22 protein-coding genes and 1 tRNA gene are annotated in these 25,186 nt (G+C 71.9%); 15 read left to right on the forward strand and 8 right to left on the reverse strand.

The genetic code is table 11. From position 1 onward, the window contains the following. The first annotated feature begins 2 nt into the window (after nt 1-2). A complete protein-coding gene (locus IG78_RS0105875) occupies nt 3-1,646 on the forward strand; it encodes an APC family permease (RefSeq protein ID WP_030560215.1) in 1,644 nt (547 codons plus the stop codon). A 210-nt stretch (nt 1,647-1,856) separates the two neighbouring features. On the opposite strand, the gene IG78_RS0105880 is transcribed toward IG78_RS0105875, so the two are convergent. Further along, entirely contained in the window at nt 1,857-3,254 is a 1,398-nt protein-coding gene (locus IG78_RS0105880) for a GntT/GntP/DsdX family permease (RefSeq protein ID WP_030560216.1), read from the reverse strand. 53 nt (nt 3,255-3,307) lie between these two features. Next, on the reverse strand, nt 3,308-3,817 hold the full coding sequence (locus IG78_RS0105885) for a gluconokinase (protein ID WP_030560217.1): 510 nt from the start codon (nt 3,815-3,817) through the stop codon (nt 3,308-3,310). Nucleotides 3,818-3,954: 137 nt separating this feature from the next. Between IG78_RS0105885 and IG78_RS0105890 the strand changes: the two genes are divergently transcribed. From IG78_RS0105890 to IG78_RS45335, 3 genes are all read left to right on the forward strand, one after another. Next, complete coding sequence (locus tag IG78_RS0105890) at nt 3,955-4,668, forward strand: FadR/GntR family transcriptional regulator (RefSeq protein ID WP_030560218.1); 714 nt, start codon at nt 3,955-3,957, stop codon at nt 4,666-4,668. Nucleotides 4,669-4,823: 155 nt separating this feature from the next. Continuing rightward, entirely contained in the window at nt 4,824-5,249 is a 426-nt protein-coding gene (locus IG78_RS0105895) for a YchJ family protein (RefSeq protein ID WP_030560219.1), read from the forward strand. 312 nt (nt 5,250-5,561) lie between these two features. Then, nucleotides 5,562-8,483 (forward strand): peroxidase family protein, encoded by a 2,922-nt coding sequence (locus tag IG78_RS45335; protein ID WP_051852404.1) that lies wholly within the window; start codon nt 5,562-5,564, stop codon nt 8,481-8,483. 158 nt (nt 8,484-8,641) lie between these two features. Here IG78_RS45335 and IG78_RS0105905 read toward each other — a convergent pair. Beyond that, a tRNA-Leu gene (locus IG78_RS0105905) sits at nt 8,642-8,729 on the reverse strand. A gap of 133 nt (nt 8,730-8,862) precedes the next feature. Here IG78_RS0105905 and IG78_RS0105910 point away from each other — a divergent pair. The 4 genes from IG78_RS0105910 (at nt 8,863) to IG78_RS49055 (ending at nt 11,864) form a co-directional block, all read left to right on the forward strand. Continuing rightward, nucleotides 8,863-10,206, forward strand: coding sequence for a M20/M25/M40 family metallo-hydrolase (locus IG78_RS0105910; protein WP_030560222.1), 1,344 nt, complete (start codon nt 8,863-8,865; stop codon nt 10,204-10,206). Nucleotides 10,207-10,477: 271 nt separating this feature from the next. Beyond that, on the forward strand, nt 10,478-10,711 hold the full coding sequence (locus IG78_RS0105915) for a chaplin (protein WP_030560223.1): 234 nt from the start codon (nt 10,478-10,480) through the stop codon (nt 10,709-10,711). 156 nt (nt 10,712-10,867) lie between these two features. Next, the gene (locus tag IG78_RS0105920) at nt 10,868-11,719 is read left to right on the forward strand and encodes a chaplin (RefSeq protein ID WP_030560225.1); all 852 of its coding nucleotides are present in this window, start codon (nt 10,868-10,870) and stop codon (nt 11,717-11,719) included. Then, nucleotides 11,712-11,864: a hypothetical protein gene (locus tag IG78_RS49055; protein WP_157855766.1), complete on the forward strand. Its 153-nt coding sequence runs from the start codon at nt 11,712-11,714 to the stop codon at nt 11,862-11,864. Before IG78_RS0105920 ends, IG78_RS49055 begins: the two co-directional genes overlap by 8 nt. A 120-nt stretch (nt 11,865-11,984) precedes the next feature. Here IG78_RS49055 and IG78_RS45340 read toward each other — a convergent pair whose 3' ends face one another. Continuing rightward, nucleotides 11,985-12,173 carry a DUF5703 family protein gene (locus IG78_RS45340; protein ID WP_016641768.1) on the reverse strand — a complete coding sequence of 63 codons (189 nt, stop codon included), beginning with the start codon at nt 12,171-12,173 and terminating at the stop codon, nt 11,985-11,987. Between the two features lie 47 nt (nt 12,174-12,220). Between IG78_RS45340 and IG78_RS0105930 the strand changes: the two genes are divergently transcribed. After that, nucleotides 12,221-13,066 carry a hypothetical protein gene (locus IG78_RS0105930; RefSeq protein ID WP_031128338.1) on the forward strand — a complete coding sequence of 282 codons (846 nt, stop codon included), beginning with the start codon at nt 12,221-12,223 and terminating at the stop codon, nt 13,064-13,066. A gap of 401 nt (nt 13,067-13,467) precedes the next feature. Here IG78_RS0105930 and IG78_RS51100 read toward each other — a convergent pair whose 3' ends face one another. Together IG78_RS51100 and IG78_RS0105940 are read right to left on the reverse strand one after the other, a co-directional pair. After that, on the reverse strand, nt 13,468-16,338 hold the full coding sequence (locus IG78_RS51100; protein WP_404827654.1) for a helix-hairpin-helix domain-containing protein: 2,871 nt from the start codon (nt 16,336-16,338) through the stop codon (nt 13,468-13,470). Further along, nucleotides 16,335-17,324, reverse strand: coding sequence for an aldo/keto reductase (locus IG78_RS0105940; protein ID WP_030560229.1), 990 nt, complete (start codon nt 17,322-17,324; stop codon nt 16,335-16,337). The genes IG78_RS51100 and IG78_RS0105940 overlap by 4 nt, the downstream gene beginning before the upstream one ends. 189 nt (nt 17,325-17,513) lie before the next feature. On the opposite strand from IG78_RS0105940, the gene IG78_RS0105945 reads away from it, so the two are divergent. Together IG78_RS0105945 and IG78_RS0105950 are read left to right on the forward strand one after the other, a co-directional pair. Continuing rightward, entirely contained in the window at nt 17,514-18,575 is a 1,062-nt protein-coding gene (locus IG78_RS0105945) for an LLM class F420-dependent oxidoreductase (RefSeq protein ID WP_030560230.1), read from the forward strand. A 320-nt stretch (nt 18,576-18,895) separates the two neighbouring features. After that, nucleotides 18,896-19,684, forward strand: coding sequence for a hypothetical protein (locus IG78_RS0105950; RefSeq protein WP_030560232.1), 789 nt, complete (start codon nt 18,896-18,898; stop codon nt 19,682-19,684). 89 nt (nt 19,685-19,773) lie between these two features. Here IG78_RS0105950 and corA read toward each other — a convergent pair whose 3' ends face one another. Next, nucleotides 19,774-20,775 (reverse strand): magnesium/cobalt transporter CorA, encoded by a 1,002-nt coding sequence (corA, locus tag IG78_RS0105955; protein WP_030560233.1) that lies wholly within the window; start codon nt 20,773-20,775, stop codon nt 19,774-19,776. A gap of 61 nt (nt 20,776-20,836) precedes the next feature. Between corA and IG78_RS0105960 the strand changes: the two genes are divergently transcribed. The 4 genes from IG78_RS0105960 to mshC all read left to right on the forward strand — a co-directional run bounded on the left by IG78_RS0105960 (nt 20,837) and on the right by mshC (nt 24,369). Next, the gene (locus IG78_RS0105960; protein WP_030560234.1) at nt 20,837-21,523 is read left to right on the forward strand and encodes a histidine phosphatase family protein; all 687 of its coding nucleotides are present in this window, start codon (nt 20,837-20,839) and stop codon (nt 21,521-21,523) included. Nucleotides 21,524-21,590: 67 nt separating this feature from the next. Then, complete coding sequence (locus IG78_RS0105965) at nt 21,591-22,181, forward strand: DUF3090 domain-containing protein (protein WP_030560235.1); 591 nt, start codon at nt 21,591-21,593, stop codon at nt 22,179-22,181. Then, the gene (locus IG78_RS0105970) at nt 22,145-23,035 is read left to right on the forward strand and encodes an SCO1664 family protein (protein WP_030560236.1); all 891 of its coding nucleotides are present in this window, start codon (nt 22,145-22,147) and stop codon (nt 23,033-23,035) included. Before IG78_RS0105965 ends, IG78_RS0105970 begins: the two co-directional genes overlap by 37 nt. Before the next feature lie 104 nt (nt 23,036-23,139). Then, nucleotides 23,140-24,369: a cysteine--1-D-myo-inosityl 2-amino-2-deoxy-alpha-D-glucopyranoside ligase gene (gene mshC / locus IG78_RS0105975; protein WP_030560237.1), complete on the forward strand. Its 1,230-nt coding sequence runs from the start codon at nt 23,140-23,142 to the stop codon at nt 24,367-24,369. Between the two features lie 139 nt (nt 24,370-24,508). Here the strand turns inward: mshC and IG78_RS0105980 are convergent, their stop codons facing one another. Beyond that, a complete protein-coding gene (locus IG78_RS0105980; protein ID WP_030560238.1) occupies nt 24,509-25,132 on the reverse strand; it encodes a hypothetical protein in 624 nt (207 codons plus the stop codon). Between the last annotated feature and the right edge of the window lie 54 nt (nt 25,133-25,186).

The raw sequence follows: 25,186 nt of genomic DNA on the forward strand, positions 1-25,186 counted from the left end.
CCATGGCGACGGGCAGATCGAGCACCAGTGCAGACAGCGCGGGGTCCCGGGGCGGTACCGGCCCCCGGGGCGGAACCGGCCCCCGGGGCGGTACCGGATCACGGGGCAGGACGGTTCCGCCCCAAGGGGGTATCAACACCTACAAGGGCGAGGAACGGGCCCTGCGGGCGGGCCGCCTCGGCACGGCGGGCCTGCTGCTCTCCGTGCTCGCCGCCACCGGGCCGCTCCTCGTCGTGGCCGGTGTCATGCCCACCACCTACGGCGTGATGGGCGTCGTGGGCCAGCCCCTGCTCTTCCTGATGCTCGGCGTCGTCCTGGCCCTGTTCAGCTTCGGGTACGCGGAGATGAGCCGCCACGTCCACAACGCCGGCGCCTTCTACGCCTATATCGCGCGCGGTCTCGGCGGCACCGTCGGCGCGGGCGCCGCCGCCGTCGCGCTCGTGGCGTACAGCGCCCTGCAAGCAGGCCTGTTCGGCATCCTGGGCTTCGAGGTGTCAGGGCTGCTCGACAAGTACCTGGACATCACCGTCGGCTGGTGGATCCCCGCGCTCGTCGCGGTCGCCCTCGTCGGCGCGCTCGGCCTGCTGAAGATCGACCTCAACGCGCGCGTCCTCGGCGTCCTGCTCCTGATCGAAGTGGCCCTCGTCGTCATCTTCGACGTCGCCGCCGTCGCCGACCCGGCGCAGGAGGGGCTCTCGCTGCACGCGTTCAACCCCGACACCCTCACCGGCGCGGGCGTCGCCACCTCGCTGTGCTTCTGCATAGCGGCGTTCACCGGCTTCGAGCAGGCACCCGTGTACGCCGAGGAGACCAGCCGCCCCCAGGTCGTCGTCGCCCGCGTGATGTTCTTCGCCGTCGGCTTCGTCGCCGTCTTCTTCGCCCTCAGCTCCTGGGCGCTCACTGTCGCAGCCGGACCCTCCGGCATCGTGCCCGCCGCCCGGGAGCAGAGCGCGGGCCTGCTGTTCGGGCTCACCGAGCCCCGCCTCGGCGGCACCTTCACCGATGTGATGCACGTCCTGTTCGTCACCGGCATGTTCGCCGCCGTCCTCAGCTTCCACAACGTCGTCGCCCGCTACGCCTTCGCCATGGGCCGCGAAGGTCTGCTGCCCGCCGCGTTCGGGCGCACCAACAGCGCGAGCGGCGCACCCGGCACGGGTTCCCTGCTCCAGACCGTCGTCTCCGTCGTCATCGTGATCGGCTTCGCCCTCACCGACGACGGCCCGCACGGCGACCCCACCGCGCCCGTCCTGCACCTGTTCACCTGGGGCGGCAACGTCGGCGCCCTCGGCGTGCTGCTCCTGATGGCCACCGCGTCCATGGCCGTGATCGTCTTCTTCGTCCGGCGGGGTGCCGCGCGCGTCCAGATCTGGCGCATCACCGCGTCGGCACTCGCCGCCGTCGCCCTGCTCTTCATCGCCGGCTACACCGTCAAGGACTTCGACGTCCTCGTCGGCACGGGCCCCGACTCCACCCTCGCCTGGGTCCTGCCGGGCATCATCGGGTCGGCGGCGGTGGTGGGGCTCGGGTACGGGGCGTACCTGAAGTCGGCCAGGCCTGCGGCGCATGCGCGTATTGGCCTCGGTAACGAGGCGTTCCAGTTGGAGAAAGCAGCGGATTCTGGCCAGGGGGCCCAGCGGGGGGCCTAGCGGGGCTAGGGAGGCGCCCGGTCCTGGGGCTCCGCCCCAGACCCCGTATCGGCCTGCGGCCTCGTCCTCAAACGCCGGACGGGCTGAAACTCTCACCGGTGCGGCAAAGTCCAGCCCGTCCGGCGATTGAGGACGAGGCGCGGAGCGTCGATAAGGCTGGGGTCCAGGGGGCGCAGCGCCCCTGGTTTCGGGAAGGGGCGGGGTGGGGGACTACAACACCAGCGAAAGCAACATCACAAACCCCAGCGCCACCACCGAGATGATGGACTCCATCACGGACCACGTCTTGATGGTCTGCCCGACATCCAGCCCGAAGTACTCCTTCACCAGCCAGAACCCCGCATCGTTGACATGGCTGAAGAAGAGCGACCCAGCCCCGATGGCCAGCACGAGCAACGCCGTGTGCGAGGTGGACATGTCCGCGGCCAGCGGAGCCGCAAGCCCGGCAGCCGAGATCGTGGCGACGGTCGCCGACCCGGTGGCGAGCCGGATCGCGACGGCGATGAGCCAGGCGAGCAGCAGCGCGGGAATCGACCAGTCCTCGGAGAAGTCGAGGATCATCTGCCCGACGCCCACGTCGATGAGGGTCTGCTTGAAGCCGCCCCCCGCCCCGACGATCATCAGCACACCCGCGATGGGAGCGAGCGACTTCTCCACGGTGGCGGAGAGCCGGTCCTTGGTGAACCCCGCGGCCCGCCCCAACGTGAACATGCCCACGAGCACCGCGGCAAGGAGCGCGATCAGCGGCGACCCGACGACGTCGAACACGCGCTGCACGGTCGCCTCGGGATCGTCCACGACGATGTCGACGAGCGCCTTGGCGAGCATCAGGACGACGGGCAGCAGCACGGTGGCGACCGTGACACCGAACCCGGGCCGCTTCTCAAGCTCCTCCGATGCCCGCTGCGGGATCATCTTCTCCGGCGGCGCCACGTCCACCCAGCGCGCGGCGACCTTCGAGAACACCGGACCGGCGATGATCACGGTGGGGACCGCGACGAGCACACCGAGGGCGAGCGTCACGCCGAGGTTGGCCTGCACGGCGTCGATGGCGACGAGCGGGCCCGGGTGCGGCGGGATCAGGCCGTGCATCACGGACAGACCGGCGAGCGCCGGGATGCCGATCCGCATCAGCGAGTAGTTGCCGCGCTTGGCGACCATGAGGACGACCGGGATCAGCAGCACGATGCCGACCTCGAAGAACAGCGGAAGCCCGATCACCGAGGCGATGAGGACCATCGCCCACGGCATGGCACGCCCGCCCGCCCTGGCCAGGATCGTGTCCACGATCTGGTCCGCACCGCCGGAGTCTGCGAGCAGCTTGCCGAGGATCGCGCCGAGCGCGATCAGCACGCCGACACCCGCGACGGTGGACCCGAGCCCGGTGGTGAAGCTGCTGATCGCCTTGTCGAGCGGGGCGCCCGCGAAGGCGCCGAGCGCCAGCGAGCCGATGGTCAGCGCCAGGAAGGCGTGGACCTTGAACTTCGTGATGAGCAGAACGATGACGGCGATGCCCGCGAGGACGGCGATCCCGAGCTGGGCATGGCCCGCCGAGGTGATCGGTTCGACGGGATCCGCTGCCAGCATCTCGACGCTGAGACTGGTCACGGTGGGTTCCTTGTACGTGGACGTGAGGGTGCTGTGTGCGAGAGAGCCGGTGGTCAGCCGTCGAGCTCGGTGAGGGCGGTGACCGCCCGGTCCGCGATGTCCTCGGGGCTCCCCGCGACATCGACAGCGACGCCCGCCTCGTCCGCACCGAGCGGCTGAAGCGTCGCGAACTGCGAGTCCAGGAGCTTGGCCGGCATGAAGTGGCCCTCGCGGTGGGACATCCGGTCCTCGATGAGGGCCCGGTCACCGGTGAGGTGGACGAAGACGAGGCCGGGGGCCGCCGCGCGCAGCCGGTCCCTGTAGGCCCGCTTCAGCGCGGAACTGCTGACCACGCCGCCGAGGCCGGACCGGCCGTGGGCCCACTCGCCGATGGCGTCCAGCCACGGCATGCGGTCCTCGTCGGTCAGCGGGGTGCCGGCCGACATCTTGGCGATGTTCGCCGCGGGGTGGAAGTCGTCGCCCTCGGCGTACGGGACACCGAGCCGGGCCGCGAGCAGGGGGCCGACCGTGGTCTTCCCGGTGCCCGCTACGCCCATCACTACGACGACGTGGGTGGTGCTCATGGCTGCTGTTGCCTCGCTGTCCTCGTCGACATCGATCAGTTCACGCCACTGAAACCCATTAGGTCTGACGAATTCAAGAGTCTGTGATGTAAAAGTCTGACTTTTTGAGCACAGTGCCTCCCTCGTACGCTGACGTCATGACCGCACAGGCCCGGGGGCTGCACGCCCGCGTACTGGACAGCCTCGGGCCCGCCATCACCGCGGGCGAGTACCCGCCCGGCAGCGTCCTGCGCACGGACGAACTCGCGCAGCGGTTCGAGGTGTCACGTTCGGTGATGCGTGAGGTGGTGCGCGTCCTGGAATCCATGCATCTGGTCGCATCGCGCCGCCGCGTCGGCGTGACCGTGCTGCCCGCCGCGCAGTGGAACGTCTACGATCCGCAGGTCATCCGCTGGCGCCTCGCGGGCGCCGACCGCCCGCGCCAGTTGCGCTCCCTGACCGTGCTGCGCTCGGCGGTCGAACCGGTGGCCGCGGGCCTGGCCGCGCGGCACGCGAGCGCCGAGCAGTGCGCGGCCCTCACCGAGTGCGCGCTCGGCATGGTCGCCACCTCGCGGGGCCGCCGCCTGGAGGAGTACCTCGTGCACGACATCGCCTTCCACCGCATCGTCCTCGACGCCTCCGGCAACGAGATGTTCGCCCGGCTCGGCGACGTGGTCGCCGAGGTCCTTGCGGGCCGCACCCACCACGACGTGATGTTCGAGGACCCCGACCCGGCCGCCGTCACCCTGCACGTACGCGTCGCCGAAGCGGTACGGGAGGGCGACGGCCCCCGCGCCGAGGCCCTCACCCGCGAGATCGCCGAGGGCGCCCTGCGCGAACTGGACATCCTGGCCCCGCCGCCCACTCGCTGACCGCCCCCGCCGGGGCGCGGGGAGCCCGCCCCCCAGCCACGGCGCCCCAAGGGGCGCGGGGAACTGCGCGACCAGCCACGACGGCGCTGCAGACGCACGAGAACAGGCTCCCGGCAGACGAACCCGCGTCTCCCTGGTGGGGGGAGAATGTCCCCATGCCCCGACAGCAGCCCCGCCGCCCCCGGCGCACCACACCCCAGCCCGCAGCCTGCGCCTGCGGCCACCCCGTACCGTACGAGGACTGCTGCGGCCGCCTGCACCGAGGCGAGGCCACCGCCGCGACCCCCGAGGAACTGATGCGCTCGCGCTTCACCGCCTTCGCCCGGCGCGACGAGGCGTACCTGCTGCGCACCTGGCACCCGCGGACCCGGCCGCCGCGCGTCGAGTTCGACCCGGCGTTGCGCTGGACGGGGCTCGACATCGAGGAGACGGCCGACGGCACCGCCTTCCACACCACCGGCACCGTCACCTTCCGCGCCCACTACACCGACGGCGGCCGCCCCGACGCCCTGCACGAGCGCAGCCGCTTCGAGCGCGTCGACGGAGCGTGGGTGTACGTGGACGGCGACTTCATCGACTGACCGGACGTCGCCGGACTGACCGGTGTCACCCGTCGGGACCCGGCCATTCGGGGGCCCCGGCGGGTGGGGCTGCCGGAGAAGGAGACGCGCACGGGACATCCGGCGGGCCACCACCCGGGGGCGCCGCGCGCCCCTGACGGGCCCAAACCCCGCCAGTCGACCGGCAGTTCGAGGCCCTGGTGGAGCCGTGGCGCGGCCACGCACATAGGCGGGTTCGCCCGCTGCGGGCGGGCGGCGGCACCAGTAGCGTCGACGCGCCCTGCCACCTACCCGCTACTCTCCGTTTCCTCCTGCGTACGAAGGAAGCGCCCGATGGTCTCTTCAGGACAGTACGAGCCAGGACAGCACGAGCCGGGACAGCACGACCCAGGACAGCAAGAGCCGGGACAGCACGAGCGGAGTTACGAGCGTTATCTCGGAGGCAGCCCCGAGGCGGAGCGCGTCCTCTTCGAACGCATCGCCCGTGAACTGATGAAGGTGCAGGCCGCCGACGCGCGCGCCGCGGGCGCCGGCGCGCCCGCACGTGCCCAGCACGCCAAGGCCGTGCTCGCGGTGCAGAACGCCCGCCTGCGCTTCCGCGACGACCTGCCGCAGGAGCTGCGCCACGGCTTCGCGCAGCCCGGCGCCGAGTATCCGGCGACGGTACGCCTGTCCAACGCGAGTGGCATCCGGCAGGCCGACGCGGTACCTGACCTGCGGGGCGTCGCCGTACGGGTGGAGGTGTCCGCGGACGAGAGCCACGACCTGATCGCCACCAACTGGCCGGTGTCGCACGCCAAGGACGCCCGCGAGTTCATCGCCTTCGCCAAGTCCATGGCGGGCGCCCGCACCCCGCTCCAGAAGGCCTTCGGCCTCTTCGTGAAACTCCCGCTCGCCGTCGGCCTCGCCACCGCCGACCGCATGCGCCGCAACATCAGGGCCGCGACCCGCCACACCGTGACCAGCCTCGCCGCCGAGACGTTCTGGAGCCGCGGCGCCATGCTGTGGGGCGACGCGGGCCCCGTACGCTATCTGCTGCGTCCGGCGGGCGGCGCCGCCCCGGGACCCCGCCCCGACCGCCGCGACCCCAACTATCTGCACCGCGACCTCGCCCACCGCCTGGTGACCGCGGACGTCGCCTTCGACCTGTGTCTGCAGCGGTACGTCGACGAGCGGCGCACGCCCATCGAGGACGGCTCGGTGGAGTGGCGGGACGCCGTCGCGCCCGCCGTGCCCGTCGCCCGGCTCACCGTCCCGAGCCAGGACGTGGACACCGCGGAGGCCCGCTCGGCCGCGCTCCGGGTCGACGAACTCGCCTTCAACCCCTGGTACACCACCGACGGGTTCCGCCCTCTCGGCAACCTCAACCGCGCCCGCAAGGCCGCCTACGAGGCGAGCGCGGCGTACCGCGGGGGCCTGCGCTTCCGCACCGAGGAGCCACCGCGCAACAGGGTCCTCGGGGCGCCCGTGGGCGCCGCCTTCAGGACATTGAACCGGGTCGTGCCCTGGCACCGGCTTCCGCTGCAACTGAGCCTGCTCAACCTGGTGTTCCTGCGCAAGGCGCTGCGCCGCTTCAACCTCATCGACACCGATGTGCACGAGGCACCGCCGAAGGCCGTACCGGTGCCTCTGCCCCCGCACGAGAGCCTGCGCACCTCGCGCTCCTACGACGGTACGTTCAACGACCTGTCCGCCCCCGCCATGGGCGCCGTCGGCGCCGCCTTCGGGCGCAACCTCGAACCCGTCTACCGCCCCGACCTCTTCGACACCCCGAACCCGGTCACGGTCAGCAGGCAGCTCCTGCACCGCGAGAGCTTCGTGCCCGCGACCTCCCTCAACGTCCTTGCCGCCGCCTGGATCCAGTTCCAGGTCCACGACTGGGTCAACCACCGCCGCCATCCCGCGGGCACCAAGACCGTCGAGGTGCCGCTGCCGCCCGGGTCCGCCTGGCACAACACACCGGGCGGACCCGCCGAGCACGTCATGCGGTTCGCCGAGAACGAGGGCCTGCCGGTGCCCGGCGGACGCCCGCCCGTCCTCTTCGCCAACACCGCGTCCCACTGGTGGGACGGCTCCGAGGTGTACGGCGCGGACGAGGCGACCGCGCGGCAGTTGCGCGCCCCCGACGGCGGCGCCGACCTGCGCCTGGAGCAGGGGCACCTGCCCATCGGCCCGCACGGCGTCCCGCTGTCCGGCTTCACCGACAACTGGTGGCTCGGTCTGAGCCTGATGCACACGCTGTTCGCCCGCGAGCACAATGCGGTCTGCGCCGCGCTGCGCCGGACGTACCCCTCCATGAGCGAGGAATCCGTCTACCACACGGCCCGGCTCGTGGTCTCCGCGCTCATCGCGAAGATCCACACGGTGGAGTGGACCCCGGCGATCCTCGCCACCGACGCCATCGACCTCGGGCTGCACACCAACTGGGAAGGACCGCCGGACAGTTGGCTCCAGAAGCTCGGTCTCTGGCTTCTTGAGGCCCACTCCCTCTCGGGCATCCCGAAGACCCTGCCCGACCACCACGGCACCCCGTACTCCCTCACCGAGGACTTCGTCACCGTCTACCGCATGCACCCGCTGATCCCGGACGACTTCGACCTGTGCGAGCACCACTTCGGGCAGCGCCTGGAGACGGTCGGCTTCCTCGACATCAACGGCGGTGCGGCCGAGGGCGCCCTGCGCAAGACGGGCCTCGCCAACAGCCTGTACTCCTTCGGGATCGCCCACCCCGGCGCGATCACGCTGCACAACTTCCCGCGCGCACTACAGAAGTTCGAGCGCGAGGGCGAGATCATCGACCTGTCCGTCGTCGACCTCGTCCGCACCCGCCGCCGCGGGGTGCCGCGCTACAACGACTTCCGCGCGGGCCTGCACAAGCAGCGCATCCGCGCCTTTGAGGACCTCACGGAGAACCCCGAGACCCTCGCCCGCCTGAAGGACGTCTACAACACGGTCGACGAGATCGACACCATGGTCGGCCTCTTCGCCGAGAACCCGCCCACCGGCTTCGGCTTCAGCGACACCGCGTTCCGCATCTTCATCCTGATGGCGACCCGCCGCCTCCAGAGCGACCGCTTCCTCACGGTCGACTTCCGCCCGGAGATCTACACCCCCCTGGGCATCGACTGGGTCCAGAAGGGCGGCATGAACTCGGTGATCCTGCGCCACTGCCCCGAACTGGCATCCCTGATCCCGCGCACGGGCACCGCCTTCGCCCCCTGGCGCCAGGTGCACCCGACGAGCAACGGCACGTGACGCTCCGCCCGGTCCTCCAAGCCCCTGAGGGCCACGCCGACCGCTCCGCCCGTAGCCCTGGTGACGTGCTCCCCGAACCGGGCCGGACCGTTGGTCACGTGGTGGGTCACGCCACTGCCCAGAAACGCAGAAAACCCCACGTGAAGTGGGGTCTTAGCTGGTGTCCGAGGGGGGACTTGAACCCCCACGCCCGATAAAGGGCACTAGCACCTCAAGCTAGCGCGTCTGCCATTCCGCCACCCGGACAAACATTCGAGGGCCCCTGATCACACGGGTCCCGGGGGTGAACGGTGTATGACGAGGGGGGTCGGGCCTTGGGCCCGGAGGCGCGGCGCGGGAGGATGGGAGGGACCGTAAGGGCAACAGCGGGAGGAACAGCGTGAGCGAGCCGACCACGGGCGGCAGGGCGAACGGGACGCGGGCCGTCTCCGGTGAGGACGAGGTCGTCGACCTGTGCCGGGACCTGATCCGGATGGACACCAGCAACTACGGAGATCACTCCGGCCCGGGGGAGCGCAAGGCGGCCGAGTACGTCGCGGAGAAGCTCGCGGAGGTGGGGCTCGAACCGCAGATCTTCGAATCGCACCCGGGGCGCGCCTCCACCGTGGCGCGCATCGAGGGCGAGGACCCGTCGCGGCCCGCGCTGCTCATCCACGGCCACACCGACGTCGTACCCGCCAACGCCCAGGACTGGACGCACCACCCCTTCTCCGGGGAGATCGCCGACGGCTGTCTGTGGGGCCGGGGCGCCGTCGACATGAAGGACATGGACGCGATGACCCTCGCGGTCGTACGCGACCGGCTGCGCAGCGGCCGCAAGCCGCCGCGCGACATAGTGCTCGCGTTCCTCGCCGACGAGGAGGCGGGCGGCACGTACGGCGCGCGCCACCTGGTGGACAACCACCCGGACCTCTTCGAGGGCGTGACCGAGGCGATCAGTGAGGTCGGCGGTTTCTCCTTCACGGTCAACGAGAACCTGCGCCTCTATCTCGTGGAGACCGCCCAGAAGGGCATGCACTGGATGAAGCTGACCGTGGACGGCACCGCAGGCCACGGCTCGATGATCCACAAGGACAACGCGATCACCGAGCTGTCCGAGGCCGTCGGGCGGCTCGGACGCCACAAGTTCCCGATCCGCGTCACCAAGACGCTGCGGCACTTCCTCGACGAGCTGGGCGACGCCCTCGGCACCGAGCTCGACCCGGAGGACATGGACGCCACGCTCGCCAAGCTCGGCGGCATCGCCAAGCTGATCGGCGCCTCGCTGCAGAACACCGCCAATCCGACCCAGCTCGGCGCCGGCTACAAGGTGAACGTGATCCCCGGGCAGGCCACCGCGCACGTCGACGGCCGCTTCCTGCCGGGGTACGAGGAGGAGTTCCTGGCCGACCTCGACCGCATCCTCGGTCCGAACGTCCGGCGGGAGGACGTGCACACGGACAAGGCCCTGGAGACCACGTTCGACGGCGCGCTCGTGGACGCCATGCAGTCGGCGCTGCAGGCGGAGGACCCGATCGCACGGGCCGTCCCCTACATGCTCTCGGCCGGCACGGACGCCAAGTCCTTCGACGACCTCGGCATCCGGGGCTTCGGCTTCGCGCCGCTGAAGCTGCCGCCGGAGCTGGACTTCGCGGGCATGTTCCACGGCGTCGACGAGCGGGTGCCGGTGGACGGACTGAAGTTCGGTGTACGCGTCCTCGACCGGTTCATCGACGCGTCCTGAATGACGATCGGTTCATCGAAGCGCCCTGCGTCATGTCGGCTTTCCGTCAGCTTTGCGCCGGTTTTCCGTAGGCCTTCCGTAGGCCTTCCGTCGACGTCTGCTGAACGCGCGGCCAAGCGCCCCGGCCGAAACGAATCTTCAATAATCGTCCATGCGTGCGTAGCTAACCGAAAAGAGTGAAAGCAGCTTTGTCCACGTAGCCCCCACCATTCCCCCTCGTTACAGGTGGTGCGGTCCGCGGCTGGGACCGCATTGTCAACTAGGAGGAATAATGATCAAGAAGATCGTCGCGGTTGCGGTAGCCACCGGAGGCCTGGTGCTCGCCGGTGCGGGCATCGCTGCCGCCGACGCCGGTGCGCAGGGTGCTTCCGTGGCCTCCCCGGGCGTCGTCTCGGGCAACACTGTGCAGGTGCCGGTGCACGTCCCGGTGAACGCGTGCGGCAACACGATCTCCGTGATCGGGCTGCTGAACCCGGCTTTCGGGAACTACTGCGTCAACAAGTGACGCCACTGTGCCTCACCCCGTGAGGGGCCGCGCCCCTTGAGGGTGTGAAGTCCGTCGGCCCCGGAGCGCCCATGAAGCGCTCCGGGGCCGACGGGCATTGGGCGCACGGCGCACTGGGCCCGTGCGCATTTCCGGAAGGCAAGGCAGGAACAAGCTATGCGACAGGTCACGCGCAAAGGCCTGATCACCGTTGCGGCCGCCACCGGCGTGCTCGCGGTCACCGGTGGTTACGCCCAGGCCGACTCGAACGCCCGCGGCGGCAGTTCGAATTCCCCCGGAGTCCTTTCGGGTAATTCCGTCCAGGTCCCCGTGAACGCCCCCGGCAATGTCTGCGGGAACACCGTGAACGTCGCCGGGGCCCTGAACCCCGCAATGGGCAATAGGTGTGCCAACGAGTCCCGCGACGACCACGGCGGCGGCTATGGCGACGACCACGGCGGCGGCTACGGCGACGACCACGGCGGCAAGCCCTCGGGCGGCGCCACCGCCGACGGGTACGCCGGCGGCTCACCGGGTGTGGGCTCCGGCAACAACATCCAGTTGCCGGTGGACGCGCCCGTGAATGTCTGCGGCAACAGCGCCAGCGGGGTCGGCCTCGGCAACCCCGCCTCCGGCAACGAGTGCACCAACGAGTCCGGCTACGGCTCCACCCCACCCGGTGAGAAGCCGCCCACGAAGCCCGAGGAGCCCGGCAACCCCGGGAACCCGGAGGAGCCCGGCAACCCGGGCAACCCGGAGCACCCGGGCAAGCCCGAGCGGCCCGGCAACCCCGGAACGCCCGAGCACCCGGGCTCGCCGCAGGAGCCCGGCTCGCCGGGCAAGCCCGGACAGAAGCAGCCGGACCGCGCGGGCGGGCCGAACACGCCGGTCGCCCACATGGTCATGCCGCCCGAGGGCAAGGACGAGCTCGCGCAGACCGGCGGCACTCTGCCGCTCGGCGTCGCGCTGCCGGTCGGCGCGGGCATGCTGCTCGCGGGCACTGTCCTGTACCGGAGGGCACGTGCCTGACACGGGCGTGCCGATGCTCGGCATGGGCGTGCCGACGCTCGACGTAGGCGTGCCGACGCTCGACGTGGGCGTGTCCGGTATGCCTGGTACGGGCGTGCCTCACGTGGGCGTGCCCGGGACGCGGCGGCGGGTTCCGGTCTTCTGAGCGGCCCCGGCCGTCAGGCACAACGGAGCGGGCCCCGCGATCGCGGGGCCCGCTCCGTTTGCGCACCGCCCGTCAGTCCGGGCATCGGCACGGCGGTCCGCCCGTCCGTCCGGCCGCCCGTCACCAAGTGGCTCGCACCTGGCGGATGATGCGCCGCCGCAACCGCACCCGCCGACTTCCGTCGGCATGCAGGCTGAGACGGTCCAGCTCCCAGTGTCCGTACTCTGCGTGGTCGGTCAGCAGACGAGTGGCCTCCTTACGGGACACCCCGCGCGGAACGTACACGTCGACAAATTCGTATTCCGGCATCGCATCTATTGTGCGGGCACCGGCCCGGTACGGATAGCGTCTGCACTATGTCTGATGCTGCGCAGCCCACCGCTGCCGAGGTACGTGCCGCCGCCGAGGCGGTCAAGACCGCGCTCGACCGCCACCTTGCGGCGGTCGAACGCAGGTCGGGCGAGGACGATCCCGACGTCTACGAGGCGTTCAACGAGCTTGCCGCCGCCGCGGAGGCGTACGACGAACTGCTCTACGACCGGTACGACGAGGTCACCCCCTTCGAGATCCCGGGGGCGGAGGACGCCCTGCCGCCGTATCAGGGACCCGCGGAGCCGAACGCCCTGAGCGTGCTGATCCGGCGGGACTACGCAGTCGTGGAGCCGCAGCGGCTCCTCGCCCAGGCCGAGCGGGTCGAGGCCGCGGACCAGGACATCGAGTCGGGCCGCCTCGCGGGCACCGTGCCGGGCGCGCTCGGACTGCTCTTCGGCGAGTTCGAACCGGACGAGATCGCCTCCCGGCACAAGGAGTTCGGCCTCGAAGAGGGCGACTCCACGCTGTGGGTCACCGCCGCGGACGAGCCCGCGGAGCCCGGCGAGTGGCTGGAGTCCCCCTTCGACCAGCCCGACACCCAGCGGGTGGTCTGCCGCTTCGACGTCAGCGCGGTCTTCGACGACGACACCGATGACGACCTCGACGAGGCCGACCGGGCGGTGCGCTCGGCACGGGTCCGCAGAGGCTCCGACTCCGACGACCTCGACCTCGACCTCGACCCCGACCTCGACGCGGATCTGGACTTCGATCCGGACGAGGTCGTGCCCTTCGACGTTGCCGAGGACGCCGTCGACGTCGATGTTGACGACGCCGATGGGGCGGGCGACGTGGAGGTCGTCGAGCGGGGGAAGAGCGGGGGCGTCGGCTAGCGGAGGTGTCGGCCGCGGGATGGGGCGGGGCGATCACGGGTTGCCGCTTCCCGTGACGTGCCCGCGGGTGTGCGCCTGGCGTGCCCATCGGACGCCCCGGGGGTACCCGTGGCGTGCCTGTTGGGTGCCTGTGGGTGTGTGCGTGGCGTGCCTGTCGGGTGGCTGTGGGTGTGTGCGTGGTGTGCCTGTCGGGTGCCTGTGGGTGTGTGCGTGACGTGCCTGTCGGGTGCCCGTGGGGGTGCCCGTGACGTTCCCGTCGGGTGCCCGTGGGTGTGTGCGTGGTGTGCCCCTCGGGTGCCCGTGGGTGTGTGCGTGGTGTGCCCCTCGGGTGCCCGTGGTGCCCGTCCTTGCGGACGGGGCCGCGGGCGGGCAACGGCCCCGCGCGGCCCCGGCGGCCCGGCCTAGCCCTCTGCCTGCGGTGGCTGCGGCTGCGGGCGCAGCAACGTCCGCAGCCGGGTCGTGCGCTCCTTGGCGGGGCGCTCGGCGACCGCCTGGGGCAGCGCCTGCGCGACACCCTGCACCACCGACAGATGACGCTCGGCCCGGCTGAACGCGGAGTAGATCCACGGCCGGGTCAGGGTGCCGGCCGCGTCGCCCGGCAGGACCACTACCGCCGCGGGCCAGCGGCGGCCCACTGCCTGATGCGCGGTGACGGCCCAGGCGTGCCGCACCGCCTGCTCCACGCGGTCCTTCGGTACGACGACGGACGCGCCCTCGCAGTCCAGGCGCAGCCCCTGCGGGTCGGCGCCGACGACCCTGCCGAGCGCCGTGCGGCCCGGCACCGGGGCGTAGACGACGCGGTCGCCCGGGTCGAAGCCGCCGAACCGGCCGGGGCCCGGGTTGAGGCGGTCCTTCAGCGCCGCGTTCAGCGCCCGCGTGCCCGCCGCTCCGCCGTGGCCGGGCGTGATGACCTGCGTCTGCTCGGCCGGTACGCCGATGGCCCGCGGCACCGAGTCCGCGACCAACTGCACCGTGCGGTGGATCGCGTCGGCCGCGTCCCGCACCGGGACGATCACGACTTCCTTGCCCGGTGCCTCGACCTGGACCAGCTCGCCCACGCCGATGCCGGAGACCAGCTCGCCGAGGGGGCCGGGGTCCGGGGTGCGCGAGACGACCTGCGGGCAGCAGCGGGCCGCCAGGAGGTCCGCGAACACCCGGCCTGGGCCCGCGGACCACAGCACACCGGGGTCGCCGCTGAGCACCAGCCTGGCCCCGTCCGGCAGCGACTCGACGAGCGTCGCGGCCGTCTCCACGTCCAACTGCGGGGCGTCCAGGACCACGAGCAGGTCGACGGCGAACGCGCCGTCCGCGTCGCGCCCGGGGCCCTGGCGCCCGGAGAGCAGCCCCGCCACGGTGACGGCCACCTCGGAGGCTGCGCCGCCGGAGCCGGAGCCTCCCGCGGGGGCAAGGCCACCGGCACCCTCGGAACCCCCCGGCCCACCGGAACCGTCCGGCCTGCCGGAACCGTCCGGCCCATCGGAACCCCCCGGCCGATTGGAACCGTCCGGCCCACCAGGACCACGGGAGCCGTCAGAGCCGTCAGAGCCGTCAGAGCCACGGGAGCCGGGGGAGCCGCCAGACCCGCCGACGCCGTCAGAGTCGCCGGGGCCACCGAAGCCGTCAGCGCCGCCAGACCCGCCCGGGCCACCGGCACCGTCGGCGCGACCAGCCCCCGGAGCGCCGTCGACACCGCCGCCCAGGCGCCCCGCCAGCCTCCGCTGTCCGTCCGGGCCGTGCGTCGCCGCGCACACCCGCAGGCCCAGCGCGCGCGCCGCCGTCACCAGGGCGGCGGGCTCGGCGCGGGCCTCCTCGCCGCCGGTGTGCAGCACGAGGCCGTGGCCTGCGACGGCGCGGATCAGCTCGGCGGCGGAGCCGGAGGCACGGCTCGCCGCCTCCTCCCACTCGGTGGCCGAGGGGCTCGAAGTGTCGTCCTTCGGGAGGGAGTTCAGCACCCGGGCGAGGCCGTCCGCCAGGCTCTCCTCCGCCAGGGCGTAGCGCTCGAGGCCGAGCAGGATCTGGACGGGCACCGCCGCTTCCTCGGCCTCCTCCGCGCCTTCACCGGCCGGGGCGGGCGGGGCCGGGGCGGCTCCGGGCCCCGCGTCCAGGGCGTCCTGGAAGACGAGCACATCGCCCTCCGCGACGGCACGCTGCACCGCGTCATCAGGCTCCGGCACCCCGCGCTGCCCGAGGGCGGCGCCGAGCGCGGCCGACGTGAGCGCCGTGTGCCCGGCGAGCGCGGCCTGTTCGAGCAGCCACACCGTGAGGGCGGTGCCCCTGCGCTCGTCCCCGGGGCCGCAGTCGGGGCCGAGGAGCGCCCGGGCGAAACCGTCGACCTGTTCGAGGCGCATCCCGGGCACGCGCAGCAACTGCCAGGGGTCCGCGCGGAGCACGTCGTCGGCACCCTCGCCGAGCACCGCCGCGGCGCGGGCCGCGAGCGCCGCGGGCGCGCCGCCCTGAGTCAGCACGGCCGACACCGCCTCGACGGTCTCCTGCGCGGGCTCGGCGACGGCGGACGAGGCCTCCGACACCGGACGGCGTGCGGCCTCGGGGGCGGGAGCGGGCCTGCGCGGCACGGTCGGCTCGGGGTCGTGGAACGCCGAGGCGACGGGTTTTTCGCCGCTCTCCACGGCTCGCACCGCCGCCAGCAGGTCGGCGGCCGTCCCCTGAAGCGCCGTACCGGCCTCGACCGGGCCCTTCTTGGAGGCCTTGCGCTGCTCGATGCGCTCCCGCAGCTCCCGCTGCGCCGCCAGCTCGGCCTCGGCCTCGGACACGGCGGCCGCAGCATCACCGTCCCCTCCGCCGCCCACGCCGTCGCCGCCCGTCACGCCGCCGTCGCCGCCGTCCTCCGCGTCGGCACCGACGCCGGTTACCTCGGCCTCGTCCCCGGCGCCCCCGCCCGCGTCACCCTCGTCCCGGGCGTCCGTGCCCGCGTCACCCTCGTCCCGGGCGTCCGCGCCCGCGTCACCCTCGGCCACGGCGTTCGCGCCCGCGTCACCCTCGGCTGCCCGCGGAGCACCCGCGGCCTCGTCCCCGGCTTCCGGCACGGCTTCTTCGGCTGGGACGGCCCCGGCTTCGGGGGATTCGGCCACGGCGTTCGCGCCCGCGTCGCCCTCGGCTGCCCGCGGAGCACCCGCGGCCTCGTCCCCGGCTTCCGGCACGGCTCCCCCGGCCGGGGTGGCCCCGGCAGCCGGTGCGGTCCCCCCGGCGGGGGCGGCCCCGGCCTCCGGGGCCTCGGGCTCGGTGGCCTCCGCGGTGGTGGACTCCGTACTCACAGCGTGCTCCAGTCCTGGTCTGGGTAGCGGTGCACGGGCGCCGACACGTCGTCGAGCGCCTGGCAGATCTCGTCAGGAAGACTAAGGGTCTCCACTGACAACGCGGCCGTGAGCTGCTGCGCGTTGCGCGCGCCGACGATCGGGGCGGCCACTCCGGGGCGGTCGCGCACCCAGGCGAGAGCCACCTGCTGGGGCGTGACGGCGAGGCCGTCCGCCGCTATCGCGACGGCGTCCACGACCCGGCTCGCGGCGTCGTCGAGATACGGCTCGACGAACGGCGCGAACTGCTCGGACGCGCCGCGCGAGTCAGCGGGTGTCGCGTTGCGGTACTTGCCGGTCAGGACGCCGCGGCCGAGCGGTGAGGACGGCAGCAGGCCGACGCCCAGGTCGAGGGCTGCGGGCAGCACCTCGCGTTCGACGCCGCGCTGGAGCAGGGAGTACTCCATCTGTGTGCTGGCGAGGCGGGTGCGGGTGCCCACCGCCGCGAGCTGCCAGGTCGCGGCCTTGGCGAGCTGCCAGCCGCTGAAGTTGGAGACGCCCGCGTAGCGTGCGCGGCCGCTGCTGACGGCGATGTCCAGGGCCTGCAGGGTCTCTTCAAGGGGCGTGCCGGGATCGAAAGCGTGGACCTGCCACAGGTCCACGTAATCGGTACCGAGGCGGGCCAGGGAGGCGTCGAGGGCGGACAGCAGATGGCCGCGCGAGCCGTCGAAGCGCCGGAGGGGGTCGGGCACACTGCCCGCCTTCGTCGCGATGACCAGATCGCGCCGCGGCACGAGCCGTTCGACGAGCCGGCCGAGGAGGTACTCGGCCTCCCCGTCGCCGTACACGTCGGCCGTGTCCACGAGGGTGCCGCCCGCCTCCCAGAAGACCTTCAACAGGTCGGCGGCGTCGTTCTCCCCGAGCTCGTCGGAGTGCCCCCACGTGAGGGTGCCGAGCCCGATCCGGGACACACGCAGACCTGTTCGGCCGAGATGCCTCTGCTCCATGGCCGCGAGATTATCGGCCACGCATCGGCGCCGGGCGGGCGTGTGGACAAACCGTCGGCTGTGGACAACTCGGTGACCCGTACGGGGACCGGCGGCGACGCGTACGGGCAAGCGCCCCTGACGGATGGACCGCCCGCGCGCTACAGTCCCCGGCACAAGCACGTTACTCACGGGTAAGGGGATTCGGCCATGCAGCTCGGGATCAACCTCGGCTACTGGGGCGCCGGGATGGACGCGGACAACCTCGCCGTCGCCAGGGAGGCCGACAAGCTGGGCTATGCGGTCTGCTGGGCGGCCGAGGCCTACGGCTCGGACGCGGCCACCGTGCTGTCCTGGGTGGCGGCGCAGACCGAGCGCATCGACGTGGGCTCGGCGATCTTCCAGATTCCCGCACGTCAGCCCGCGATGACCGCGATGACGGCGGCGACCCTCGACTCGCTGTCCGGCGGGCGCTTCCGTCTCGGACTCGGTGTCTCGGGGCCGCAGGTCTCCGAGGGCTGGTACGGGGTCAAGTTCGACAAGCCGCTGGCCCGCACGCGCGAGTACGTCGACATCGTGCGCAAGGCCATGGCCCGGGAGCGTCTGAGCCACGACGGCGAGCACTGGACGCTGCCGCTGCCCGGCGGCCCCGGCAAGCCCCTCAAGCTGACCGTGCACCCGCAGCGCGAGCACATCCCGCTGTACATCGCGGCGATCGGCCCGAAGAACCTGGAGCAGACCGGCGAGATCGCCGACGGCGCGCTCCTCATCTTCCCTGCCGCCGAGCACCTGGAGGAGACCGCGCTGCGGCCGTTGCGCGCCGGCCGGGAGAAGGCGGGCAAGACGATGGACGGCTTCGACGTGGTGCCGACGCTGCCGCTCGCCCTCGGCAAGGACGGGGCCGACGACATCAGCGCGCTCGCCGATGTGTTCCGCCCCTACACGGCGTTGTACGTCGGCGGCATGGGCAGCCGGAAGCAGAACTTCTACAACAAGCTCGCGCAGCGGATGGGGTACGAGAAGGCGGCCGCCGAGGTCCAGGACAAGTACCTGGCCGGTGACAAGGACGGCGCGGCCGCCGCCCTGCCGCAGTCCCTGATCGATTCCACCACGCTGCTCGGCTCCGTGGACCGCATCGCCGACCGGATGCGCGCCTACGCGGAAGCCGGTGTCACCACGCTCACGCTGGCACCCGCGGGCTTCACGCTGGACGAGCGGATCGCGGCGCTGCGCGCGGGGACCGAGGCCCTGGAGCGGGCCGGACTCACGTAGTACCGGGCCGGACTTGCGTAGCGAGGTTTCCGCGGCCGTGGTGGGGGCTCGGGGGTCTTCCCCGCCACGGCCGTCATCGAGCACAACGCCCTGACGAGCCCTCCGGTTACGGCTCCGCGACCTTGCGTCCGGGCCGGGCCGCAGGGTCCCGTTCGGCCGTCCGAGTCCTTCTGCGGCTCGTCGGTTCCTTCGTTCGGTGGAGCTGACGCGCACATGTGTTGCCTACTGCCTCGCTGCGCATTTGACTCGTTCTTTGCGTAAGTCCGCGCACGCTTCTCGGAAGTCCGCGCGCGGTCGGTGACGGCATGGAGGTGCCTGCGATGCTTTCGGCCAGGAGTCTCTTCCGGGAGATCCTCGACAACGACGAGTCGTTCCGGCTGTTCTGCTCCATCGCGGCGAGCGGTGAGGCCCAGGGCGGCTGGGAGAACGGGCGCATCGCCGCGCTCGTTCCGGAGAGCCAGCGCCCGCTGGCGGCAAAGATCGTCCGGCACGGTGCCGACGAGGACAAGCACGGGCGGATCTTCAACGCACTCCTGAAGAAGCGCGGCCTCGAGCCGGTCGAGGTCCCGCACGAGACCGACTACACGATGCTCCTGGAGAGGCACGGCATCGGCCTCGCCCACGACAAGCTCCGCGCCGACGAGCCGCTCACCGAGCAGGACATCATCACGTACCTGGCGCACAGCCGTGTCACCGAACAGCGGGCCGCCGACCAGATGGACATGCTCCGCAAGCACTTCGGGCACGACCCCGAGGTCGGCAGGGCCGTGAAGATGATCTCGAATGACGAGGACAACCACCTGGCGTACTGCCACGAGGAACTGCTGCGCTTCGCGCACGCCGGGCACGGCCGCGCCATCCAGCGCACGCTGCGCGAGTGCGCGCTCGTCGAGATCGGCGTCTACCGCGACGTCAGCCTCGCCGTCATGGAGTGCATGGGCCGCATCCTGGGCTGGTCCCCGACCAAGGCGAGGACACTCGCGGCGGGCATCCACAGCCTGCACGGGTTCGAGCGCATGGGCGGCTGGCGGCGGATGGTGTCCCTGAAGACGCCGCAGCGTCGCGACGCCCTCGGCGGACCGGCCACCTCGGCACCCGAATTCGCCTGACGCGACCGGCCCTGATGCCACCCGCCTGACGCCACCCGCCTGACGCCACCCGGCGGATGCCTGACGGCGCGCTCCGGGCGCCGGGCGGCCTACATCCACCCCCGCCGCTTGAACATGCGGTACAGGGCGACCTCCAGGACGGCCATGAGCAGGATCACCGCCGGATACGCCCACCCCCAGGAGAGTTCCGGCATGTGGTCGAAGTTCATGCCGTACACACCCGCGATCATCGTGGGCACCGCGGCCATGGCCGCCCACGCGGAGATCTTCCGCATGTCGTCGTTCTGACGCACGCTCATCTGCGCCAGATGCGCCGAGAGGATGTCCGACACCAGGCGGTCGAGCCCTTCCACGGACTCGTTCACGCGCGTCAGGTGGTCGCTGACATCCCGTAGATACGGCTGCGCCGACTCGTCGACGAACGGCACGGATCGGCCGTAGGGATTCACGCCCGCGAGGCGGGCGATCGGCATCGCGAGCGGCCCCGTGGCCCGCCGGAACTCCAGGATCTGGCGCTTGAACTGGTAGATCCGCGCCGCCGAGCTCCGCGAGCCGCCGACGTCCGGCGAGAACACCTCCGCCTCCAGGACCTCCAGGTCCGTCTGGAGCTCGGCGGCGACCTCCAGATAGTGGTCCACGACGGCGTCGGCGATGGAGTACAGGACGGACGTCGACCCGTGCTCCAGCACGTCGGGGTCCGCCTCCAGGCGGTGGCGTACGGAGCTGAGCGGCGCGCCGTCGCCGTGCCGGACCGTCACCACGAAGGAGTCGCCCATGAAGATCATGAGCTCGCCGGAGGACACGGTGTCGTTCTCCTGGTCGTACACCACCGGCTTGAGGACCACGAAGACGGAGTCGTCGTACACCTCGAGTTTCGGCCGCTGGTGGGCCTTCAGGGCGTCCTCCACCGCCAGGGGGTGCAGCGAGAACTCCTTGGCCACCAGGTCGAACTCGTCCTCCGTCGGCTCGTGCAGTCCGATCCAGACGAACGCGTCGCCCGTCGCCCGCGCCGCGTCCAGGGCGTCGGAGAAGTCCTCCGGTCCCTCGGTGGCGCGGTGGCCGTGGCGGTAGCTGGCGCAGTCAACGATCATGTTCTGCATTCTTCCCAGCCTCAGCTTCTTACGCACCCCATCGCGGCTTAGGCTGGCCCGCATGCCCACGCTGATCCTTGTGCGCCACGGACGCTCGACCGCCAACACCGCGGGCCTGCTCGCCGGCTGGACGCCCGGCGTCGGCCTCGACGAGCGCGGTTCCGAGCAGGCCGCGGCGCTGCCCGGACGGCTCGCCGCGCTGCCGCTCGCCGAGGTCGTCACCAGCCCGCTCCAGCGGTGCCAGGAGACCCTGGCACCGCTGCTCGCCGCCCGCCCCGGACTCGACGTCCACACCGACGACCGCATCGGCGAGTGCCACTACGGCGACTGGTCGGGCCGCAAGCTCGCCGAACTCGCGGACGAGCCCCTCATGGAGGTCGTACAGCAGCATCCGTCCGCCGCGGCCTTCCCCGGCGGCGAGTCCATGCGCGCCATGCAGACGCGGGCCGCGGAGGCCGTACGCGAGTGGAACGCGCGCGTGGAGCGCGATCACGGTGCCGACGCCGTCTATCTGATGTGCTCCCACGGCGACATCATCAAGTCCCTGGTCGCCGACGCCATCGGACTGCACCTGGATCTGTTCCAGCGCATCTCCGTGGAGCCCTGTTCCGTCACGGCGATCCGCTACACGCGCCTGCGCCCGTTCCTCGTCCGCCTCGGGGACACCGGGGACTTCGGTTCCCTTGCCCCGCGCGAGGCGCCCGTGAGCACGGATGCTCAGGTCGGGGGCGATGCGGGCGCACCGTGATCGTCGCCCGCAGTAGGGTGCAGTGGTCACGCCAAGTACATGCAGTCGATTCCAATGGAGACAGGACGTGTCCCGTCAGGTGTTCCTCTACGACCCGCCGGAACGCTTCGTCGCCGGAACCGTCGGACTCCCCGGTCGGCGTACCTTCTTCCTCCAGGCGTCCGCAGGGGTCCGCGTGACCAGCGTCGCCCTGGAGAAGACCCAGGTGGCCGCGCTCGCCGAGCGCATGGAGGAACTGCTCGACGAGGTCGTCCGGCGCAGTGGCGGCAGTGCCGCGGTGCCCGCCGTCGCGCCCGCCGAGGTCGCCGACAGCGCGCCGCTCGACGCGCCCGTCGAGGAGGAGTTCCGGGTCGGCACGATGGCGCTCGCCTGGGACGGCGACGAAGAGCGCATGATCGTCGAGGCGCAGGCCCTGGTCGAGCTGGACGCGGACTCCGACGAGGACCTCGCCGAGGCCGAGGAGAAGCTCCTGCAGGACGAGGAGAACGGCCCGCCGATGCTCCGCGTACGGCTCACCGGCGCGCAGGCGAGGGCCTTCGCCAAGCGCGCGCTCGACGTCGTGAACGCGGGCCGACCGCCGTGCCCGCTGTGCAGCCTCCCGCTCGACCCGGAAGGACACGTATGTCCGCGCCAGAACGGATACCGGCGGGGAGCGTGACCGCCGTGGACCTGCTCACCCGCGGTGAACTGACCGTACGCGGACAGATCCGGGAGGCCTCCAACGCGGTGCTCTACTGCACGATCGCGTACGAGGAGCAGCGCGCCGCCTGTGTCTACAAACCCGTGGCCGGTGAGCGCCCCCTGTGGGACTTCCCCGACGGGACGCTCGCCCAGCGGGAGGTCGCCGCCTACGAGGTGTCCGAGGCCCTCGGCTGGGGGCTCGTGCCGCCCACCGTGCTGCGGGACGGGCCCTACGGCGAGGGCATGGTCCAGCTCTGGGTCGAGGCCGGGGACGCCGGCGAGGCCGACACCGACGCCCCAGCGGACGAGAGCGCCGTGGAATCCTCCGGGAAGCGGGCCGGTGCGGGCACCGAACTGCTCGCCCTCGTCGAGGGCGACGAGCCCGGTGACGGCTGGAAGGCCATCGGGTACGCCCAGGTGGAGGAGGGCCGCACGGCGCTGCTCGTGCACGCGGACGACGCGCGACTGCGACGGCTCGCCGTGCTCGACGCCGTGATCAACAACGCGGACCGCAAGGGCGGACACCTCCTGGCCGGACACGACGGGCGGCTCTTCGGCATCGACCACGGCGTCACGTTCAACGTCGCGGACAAACTGCGCACGCTCCTGTGGGGCTGGGCCGGTGAGAAGCTGCCCGACGAGGCGGTGACGGCGCTCGAATCCCTGCGGGAGGCGCTCGCCGGCGGGGAACCGCTCGCCGAACGGCTCGGGGCACTGCTGACCGCCGCCGAGGTGGACGCGGTCCGTGAACGGGTCGCCGCGCTGCTCGCCACGGGACGGCATCCCGTGCCCTCGGGGGAGTGGCCGGCCATACCGTGGCCACCGGTGTAGGAGAGGCGCGCGAGTCGCTGCCCCCGCTGTGGGCAGCGCAAACCTGTCGAAGATCTCGTTGCCCCGGGTCGTATGTGGATGGCGCGTCCGGTTACGCTCAAGGCATGTATGCCTGGCCCGCTTCTGAGGTTCCCGCCCTGCCCGGCAAGGGCCGCGATCTCCGGATCCACGACACCGCGTCCGGTGGCCTCGTCACCCTGGACCCCGGTCCCGTCGCCCGCATCTACGTCTGCGGCATCACTCCGTACGATGCGACCCACATAGGTCACGCGGCGACCTACAACGCGTTCGACCTCGTGCAACGCGTGTGGCTCGACACCAAGCGGCAGGTTCATTACGTGCAGAACGTGACGGACGTGGACGATCCGCTCCTGGAGCGGGCCAAGCGGGACGGCAAGGACTGGGCCGACCTCGCGGAGAGCGAGACCGCGCTGTTCCGTGAGGACATGACCGCCCTGCGGCTGCTCCCGCCGCAGCAGTACGTCGGCGCCGTCGAGGCGATACCGGGCATCGTCCCGCTCGTCGAGCGGCTGCGGGACATGGGCGCCGCCTATGAGCTCGAAGGCGACGTCTACTTCTCCGTCGAGTCCGACCCGCACTTCGGCGAGGTGTCGGGGCTCGACGCCGCCGCCATGCGGCTGCTCTCCGCCGAGCGCGGCGGCGACCCGGACCGCGCGGGCAAGAAGAACCCGCTCGACCCGATGCTGTGGATGGCGGCCCGCGAGGGCGAGCCGAGCTGGGACGGCGCCTCCCTCGGCCGCGGCAGGCCCGGCTGGCACATCGAGTGCGTCGCGATCGCCCTCGACCACCTCGGCATGGGCTTCGACGTGCAGGGCGGCGGCTCCGACCTGGTGTTCCCGCACCACGAGATGGGCGCGTCGCACGCGCAGGCCCTGACCGGCGAACACCCCTTCGCCAAGGCGTACGTACACGCGGGGATGGTCGCTCTCGACGGCGCCAAGATGTCCAAGTCCAAGGGCAACCTGGTCTTCGTCTCCAAGCTGCGCCGCGACGGCGTGGACCCGGCCGCGATCCGCCTCGCGCTGCTCTCGCACCACTACCGCGCCGACTGGGAGTGGACCGACCAGGTACTCCAGGACGCCGTGGAGCGCCTCGCCCGCTGGCGCGCCGCCGTGTCCCGGCCCGACGGGCCCGCGGCCGAGACTCTCATCGCGGAGATCCGCGAGGCCCTCGCCGAGGACCTGGACGCGCCCGCCGCACTGGCCGCCGTCGACCGCTGGGCCGCCCGCCAGACCGCCGACGGCGGCACGGACGAGGGCGCCCCGGGAGTCGTGTCGCGCGCCGTGGACGCGCTGCTCGGCGTCGCGCTGTAGGCCTCGCCCGGCAGGGACGTGAGAAGCGGCGCCGGACGGGAAGGACTCCGCCCGGCGCCGCGGTGTCGCGGGACGGCTCAGCCGCGGGTACGCGGCACCGGATGTGCCGCCATCGGTTGTGCCGTCACCGGACGGGCCGCTACCTGGTGATCACGATCGCGAGCAGCAGACCCGGGTTGTTGGTGTCGTAGTAGCCGATCACCGGCTGCCCGTACCCGAACGCCTCCTGTACCTGGTCGCGGGTGCGGTCGTCGGGGTTGATGTACACGCGCCACTCGCCGTCCACGTGCAGGTACAGCAGTGCGGCCTGGCCGGGGAGGGGCTGGACGACGTCCCAGAAGCTCTCGGCGACAGCGCCGGAGAGTGCCTGCGTGGAGATCTCGGGGGCCTGCGCCTGCGGGACCTGCTGCTGCCCGAACTGCTGGAGCAACTGCTGGAACGGCTGCTGCTGGCCGAGCTGTTGCATCTGCTGGCGCAGTTGCGGGGGGATCTGCTGCATCTGCTGCTGGCCGGGCTGCCCCTGCTGGCCCGGGAACTGCTGCTGTCCCTGCTGGCCGGGGAACTGCTGCTGGCCGATCTGGCCCTGCTGACCGATCTGCCGCTGCTGGCCCTGCTGCCCGATCTGGCCTTGCTGCCCGATCTGGCCCTGCTGCGGAGGCGCGGTGCTCGGGCCCTGCTGGTGCTGCTGCTGGCCGTAGCCCTGCTGCTGTCCGTACTGCTGGCCCTGCTGGCCCTGCTGACTCATCTGCGGGGTGGTGCTCATGCGGGTGCCACCTTCCGTCAATGGTCGGTCGTTGATGTCTTCCTTCGGTGCGTT

This window comes from Streptomyces aureocirculatus (assembly GCF_000720475.1).
GTDB classification, from domain to species: domain Bacteria; phylum Actinomycetota; class Actinomycetes; order Streptomycetales; family Streptomycetaceae; genus Streptomyces; species Streptomyces aureocirculatus.

What these genes read in the sequence shown, in the direction of transcription:
- IG78_RS45335 (WP_051852404.1), top strand. Translation starts at nt 5,562, where the DNA reads ATGGTCTCTTCAGGACAGTACGAGCCAGGACAGCACGAGCCGGGACAG.
- IG78_RS0105895 (WP_030560219.1), top strand. Translation starts at nt 4,824, where the DNA reads ATGCCCCGACAGCAGCCCCGCCGCCCCCGGCGCACCACACCCCAGCCC.
- IG78_RS0105890 (WP_030560218.1), top strand. Translation starts at nt 3,955, where the DNA reads ATGACCGCACAGGCCCGGGGGCTGCACGCCCGCGTACTGGACAGCCTC.
- corA (WP_030560233.1), bottom strand. Translation starts at nt 20,775, where the DNA reads ATGATCGTTGACTGCGCCAGCTACCGCCACGGCCACCGCGCCACCGAG.
- IG78_RS0105930 (WP_031128338.1), top strand. Translation starts at nt 12,221, where the DNA reads ATGTCTGATGCTGCGCAGCCCACCGCTGCCGAGGTACGTGCCGCCGCC.
- IG78_RS0105940 (WP_030560229.1), bottom strand. Translation starts at nt 17,324, where the DNA reads ATGGAGCAGAGGCATCTCGGCCGAACAGGTCTGCGTGTGTCCCGGATC.
- IG78_RS0105875 (WP_030560215.1), top strand. Translation starts at nt 3, where the DNA reads ATGGCGACGGGCAGATCGAGCACCAGTGCAGACAGCGCGGGGTCCCGG.
- IG78_RS0105915 (WP_030560223.1), top strand. Translation starts at nt 10,478, where the DNA reads ATGATCAAGAAGATCGTCGCGGTTGCGGTAGCCACCGGAGGCCTGGTG.
- IG78_RS0105945 (WP_030560230.1), top strand. Translation starts at nt 17,514, where the DNA reads ATGCAGCTCGGGATCAACCTCGGCTACTGGGGCGCCGGGATGGACGCG.
- IG78_RS0105970 (WP_030560236.1), top strand. Translation starts at nt 22,145, where the DNA reads ATGTCCGCGCCAGAACGGATACCGGCGGGGAGCGTGACCGCCGTGGAC.
- IG78_RS0105980 (WP_030560238.1), bottom strand. Translation starts at nt 25,132, where the DNA reads ATGAGCACCACCCCGCAGATGAGTCAGCAGGGCCAGCAGGGCCAGCAG.
- IG78_RS0105920 (WP_030560225.1), top strand. Translation starts at nt 10,868, where the DNA reads ATGCGACAGGTCACGCGCAAAGGCCTGATCACCGTTGCGGCCGCCACC.
- IG78_RS45340 (WP_016641768.1), bottom strand. Translation starts at nt 12,173, where the DNA reads ATGCCGGAATACGAATTTGTCGACGTGTACGTTCCGCGCGGGGTGTCC.
- IG78_RS0105885 (WP_030560217.1), bottom strand. Translation starts at nt 3,817, where the DNA reads ATGAGCACCACCCACGTCGTCGTAGTGATGGGCGTAGCGGGCACCGGG.
- IG78_RS0105950 (WP_030560232.1), top strand. Translation starts at nt 18,896, where the DNA reads ATGCTTTCGGCCAGGAGTCTCTTCCGGGAGATCCTCGACAACGACGAG.
- mshC (WP_030560237.1), top strand. Translation starts at nt 23,140, where the DNA reads ATGTATGCCTGGCCCGCTTCTGAGGTTCCCGCCCTGCCCGGCAAGGGC.
- IG78_RS0105960 (WP_030560234.1), top strand. Translation starts at nt 20,837, where the DNA reads ATGCCCACGCTGATCCTTGTGCGCCACGGACGCTCGACCGCCAACACC.